5 protein-coding genes are annotated in these 4,301 nt (G+C 72.1%); all 5 read right to left on the bottom strand.

Translation table 11 applies throughout. The features are described 5' to 3' along the window. A partial coding sequence (locus D180_RS19895) for a tetratricopeptide repeat protein (RefSeq protein WP_017914152.1) occupies window positions 1-786 on the bottom strand: 786 nt, incomplete at its 3' end. Between the two features lie 358 nt (window positions 787-1,144). Continuing rightward, the gene (locus D180_RS19900; protein ID WP_017914153.1) at window positions 1,145-2,137 is read right to left on the bottom strand and encodes an alpha/beta fold hydrolase; all 993 of its coding nucleotides are present in this window, start codon (window positions 2,135-2,137) and stop codon (window positions 1,145-1,147) included. 67 nt (window positions 2,138-2,204) lie between these two features. Further along, on the bottom strand, window positions 2,205-2,999 hold the full coding sequence (locus tag D180_RS19905; RefSeq protein ID WP_026143382.1) for a lysophospholipid acyltransferase family protein: 795 nt from the start codon (window positions 2,997-2,999) through the stop codon (window positions 2,205-2,207). Window positions 3,000-3,112: 113 nt separating this feature from the next. Then, window positions 3,113-3,532: a hotdog fold thioesterase gene (locus D180_RS19910; protein ID WP_017914155.1), complete on the bottom strand. Its 420-nt coding sequence runs from the start codon at window positions 3,530-3,532 to the stop codon at window positions 3,113-3,115. A gap of 176 nt (window positions 3,533-3,708) precedes the next feature. Then, the coding region (locus D180_RS19915; RefSeq protein ID WP_043091424.1) for a phospholipase D-like domain-containing protein at window positions 3,709-4,301 on the bottom strand (593 nt) is incomplete at its 5' end.

A 4,301-nucleotide genomic window follows, 5' to 3' on the forward strand; every position in this document is an offset into this window, starting at 1 on the left:
GCGCAGGTGTTCCAGCGCCTCGGCCGGACGATCGGCCTGCAGGGCGTACTCGCCGGCCAGCCGGCGCATGTTGGCGGTATCGCCGGACGGATCGGCCAGCACCGTCTCCAGCGCGGTGATGGCGTCGTCCAGGCGGCCCTGGCGGTAGGCCAACTGCGCGACCAGCGCCATCATCGCCGCGCTGGTGCCCGGGGTGAACGCGGCGACGCGGCGGAACGCGGTCTCGGCGAAGGCGAAGTGCTGCTTGTCCAGGTAGGCGAAACCCAGCGCGTAGAGCAGGCGCGGATCGTCCGGCAGCGCGTTGCTGGCGCGCGCGAGCAGCGCCAGCGCGCGGTCGGCGTCGCCGCGGCGCAGCGCCAGCATGCCGTCCACGCCGAGCAGTTGCGGATGTTCCGGCTGCAGGCGCGCGGCGGTGCGGCTGAGCCGCTCCACTTCGTCCAGGTCGCCGCGGCCCAGCGCCAGATGCGCGCGCATCACGTAGGCGAGGAATTCGTTGGGATCCAGCGCCGCGGTCTGCGCCAGTGCGTCCTCGGCCTGGGCCAGGTCGTTGGCGCTGACCAGCATGCCGGCGTGCAGCAGGTGCAGGCTGGCGTCTTCCGGCGCCAGCGCGATCGCACGGCCGATGCTGTCCAGGGCCGTGGCGGTCTCGCCGTGCTGCTGCTGCGCCAGCGCCAGCCAGCGGAAGGCCTGCGGGTCGTCGGCGGCCTCGGCGGCCCAGGTCTGGGCGAGACGCAGCGCGTCGGCGGTGTCCTGGCGGCGCAGGGCGTCGAGAATGGGCTGGTGCATGTGGGTCCGGCTTCGGGGCAAACCCGCATTGTAGCGGGAGCATCGGGCCGCCCCGCGGTGGCGCCTGCGTCCGCGCGGCGTGCACACCGGGCGCATCGGGCCTCGCTGGGAGCGGCCGTGCCGCCGACGCTGCGGGGGACTGAGGCCACGCGGCGGCGAGGCGCGCCGAACATGCCGGGCTGCGCAGATGACTCGGTGCGCCGGACAGCGCTACGTGGTGACGGCGGTGATGGTGCGGGAACGGCGGAAGGAGCGTCGACGCGTGCCGCACCCGGGAATCCCGGTGCGCCCTCCTTGCCGACCGCCTGCCGCACGCGGGCGCGGGCGAGGTCGCCCGCCGGCCTGCGCGCAACGCGGCTTAGGCCTCCACCAGCCCCTCGGTCAGCCGTTCGGCCACCCAGCGTTCGGCGAAGCCGTCGCCGCGCGCGTTCTCGATGAAGCCGCAATGGCCACCCCAGCGGGCGATCTCCAGCCGCGCGAGGTCGGGCAGGCGCCAGCTGCGGAAGTCGTCCAGCGGAATCACCGGATCGTCCTCGGCCATCAGGATGTCGGCCGGCACACTCAGGCCGAGCAGGCGCTCGCCGGCGATGCAGTAGCTGTCGAAGTAGGCGTCCAGGCTGGCGAAGCCGGCGTGGCGCTCGGCCAGCCAGGCCATCAGCCCGCGCATGTCCAGCGCCAGGGTGGCGTCGTCGTAGCCGTGGCGGTCGGGGAACAGTTCGCGCTTGCGCAGCAGCGACTCGCGCCACTTGCGGCGGAAATACCAGTCGTAGAACTGCGGGCCGTTCTCGATCCGCTGCATGGTGGTGGCCGGGTCCAGCAACGGGCACACCGCGGCCACGCGCTGCAGCGGCAGCCCCGCCGCCGGCGCGCGCAGCGCCAGGCGCAGGGCGAAATTGCCGCCCAGCGAGTAGCCGGCGGCGAGCAGGGTCGGCGCCGGGAAGCGCCGCCACAGGTCGCAGGCGGCGTTGACCACTTCATCCAGCCGCTCGGAGTGGAACAGGTCCACGTTGAGGTGGTGGGTGCCGCCGTGGTCGCGGAAGTTGAGCCGGAACACCTGGTAGCCCAGCGCCAGCATCTTCGCCGCGGTCAGGCGCATGTAGCTGGAGTCGGCGCTGCCTTCCCAGCCGTGCAGCAGCAGCACGGTGCCGCGCGGCGCTTCGCCGGCCGGCACGCTGAGCCAGCCCTGCAGGCGCACGCCGTCGCCGCCGTCGAGGATGTGCGAGGTGGTGGTGGCGCCGCTGGCGGCGAGCAGTTGTTCGCCACGGCGCACGCGCAGCAGGCTGGAACCCAGTACCGATTGGACGTGCGGGTTGCGCAGCCAGCGTGGGGGGGAGTAATCGGTTGCGTTCATGGGCAGCGAGCTTGCACCCGTCGACTGGAGTAATCGGTCAGGCGCGGCGTGGTCGGTGTCCCGGTGTTCAGGGTTGTGCCATCGCCGTGACGATGCGCGCACGCGAGATCTCGGCGATGCGACGGCGCCCTTCCACGTCCTGCAGCCGGATCGGCTCCAGGAAATGCACCTCGGCCACCCGCCCCGGCTCGCCGAGCAGACGCAGGAAGTTGGCGAAGAAACTCTCGTGCGGCCCGAACGCGACGATCTGCTGCGCCGAGCCGCCGGCACCGTAGCGCAGCGCCACCGGCTGCACCGCCACCTCGGCCTCGACCGCGGCCTGGAAGATGCGCGCATGGAACGGCCCCACGTCCTGGCCGCCGCGGGTGCGCCCTTCCGGGAACACGCCGACCGAGCAGCCGGAGCGCAGCCGCTCCAGCATCGCCTGCAACACCCCGCCCAACGACTCGGTGCTGCCGCGCTGGTGGAAGATGGTCTGCCCGCGCGCGGCCAGCCAGCCGACCAGCGGCCAGCCGGCGATCTCGCGCTTGGCGACGAAGCCCATCATGCGCTGGCTGTGCAGCATCACGATGTCGATCCAGCTGACATGGTTGGCGACGAACAGCACCGGATTGGGCAGCGGCGCGCCGATGCGGCGCACGCGCAGGCCGAAGATGCGCAGCAGCCAGGTCGACCACCAGCAGACCATGCGGTCGCCGAAGGACTCGGTGCCGGCGCGGCCGGGCGACAGCGCCATGCACACCAGCAGGAACGGCAGCGACAACAGCACGTGCAACGCCAGCAGCGGCACGCGGTAGCCGTAACGAACCCAGCGCAGCGCCCCACCGTATTGGCGCATGGCGGGTGGGGAGAACTCGCTCATTCGAACAAGGGTACCGGAAGCGGGGGCCTAGCGGACAATTGTGTCACCCCGAAGACGCGGCCGCAGACACGTCGCCCGTGACCGCCGAGGCAGGGTTCAGCCCGGGACCGGGCTCAGCCGCGGTCGACCACCGCCAGGGTCAGCCGCGACACGCACACCGGCTTGCCGGCCGCGTCCTCGATGTGGATCTCCCACACCTGCGTGGTCCGGCCCACGTGCAGCGGCCGCGCGGTGCCGGTGACCACGCCGCTGCGCGCGGCGCGCAGGTGGTTGGCGTTGATTTCCAGGCCCACGCAGATCCGCCCCGGCTCCACGCACAGGTTGCCGGCGGTGCTGCCCAGGGTCTCGGCCAGCACCACCGATGCGCCACCGTGCAGCAGCCCGTACGGCTGCCGCGTGCGCGCGTCCACCGGCATCGTCGCCCGCAGCCAGTCCGGCCCGGCCTCGGTGAAGACGATGCCCAGGTGCGCGATCAGGGTGTCGCGGCAATCGGCGTTGAGGACGGCGAGATCGGCAGGTTCGCGAAAGGGCATTGGGGGGCCGGGATTGGGGATTCGGGATTGGGGATTGGCAAGAGCGGCATCCCCTGCGCGGACATTATCGCGCCTGCACGGGGCATCCGGTCGCAGGAACCCGCTTTCACGGCTCCCCGCTTTTCAGCAGCCGAATGGCTGCTCATCCCCAATCCCCAATCCCGAATCCCCGCCCCTCAAAGAATCGGCACCAGCCCCGAGCCGAACGCGGTCAACATCCGCACCAGCAGCCACTTGGGGCCGACGTTGACCTCCGGGAAGTCGCCCACTGCGTTGTAGCAGCGGTGGAAGCCGGGGTCGCGCCGGGTCAGCGGCGCCGGGCAGTCGGGGCCGGGCTGGAATTCGTAGTCGGTGGCGTAGCGCCAGGGCCAGAAGTCCAGCACCGGCAGCGCCTCGGAAACCTTGCCCATGCTGTAGTTCAGGCCCGACAGCACCGGCGGCTTGACCCGCGGCGCCACCACCCAGGAGTTCTCCGGCTCGATGTCGCGGCCGATGCTGGCCGCCAGCGCCTGCGCGAACGCCGGATCGTCGACGATCACCGCGCCCTCGGTGTTGTAGGTCTCGCTGCGCGGGTCGAAGTTGTGGGTGCCGATCACGCCGACGCGGCGGTCCACCACCAGCGACTTGGCGTGCAGGCCCATGCGCGCGCCCTCGCGGGTCACCGGCAGCGGCCGGTTGGCGATGCGCCGGCTCAGGTACGACGGACGGGTCTCGGTGCGCAGCACGCGGCGCGCGACCTGGCTGCCGTCGCCGCGGCTGCCGGACGGCC

Origin of the sequence: Xanthomonas sp. SHU 166, from assembly GCF_000364685.1 — a bacterium.
Lineage (GTDB): Bacteria > Pseudomonadota > Gammaproteobacteria > Xanthomonadales > Xanthomonadaceae > Xanthomonas_A > Xanthomonas_A sontii.

Coding starts and splice junctions, on each gene's coding strand:
- D180_RS19900 (WP_017914153.1), bottom strand. CDS start 2,137: ATGAACGCAACCGATTACTCCCCCCCACGCTGGCTGCGCAACCCGCAC.
- D180_RS19905 (WP_026143382.1), bottom strand. CDS start 2,999: ATGAGCGAGTTCTCCCCACCCGCCATGCGCCAATACGGTGGGGCGCTG.
- D180_RS19910 (WP_017914155.1), bottom strand. CDS start 3,532: ATGCCCTTTCGCGAACCTGCCGATCTCGCCGTCCTCAACGCCGATTGC.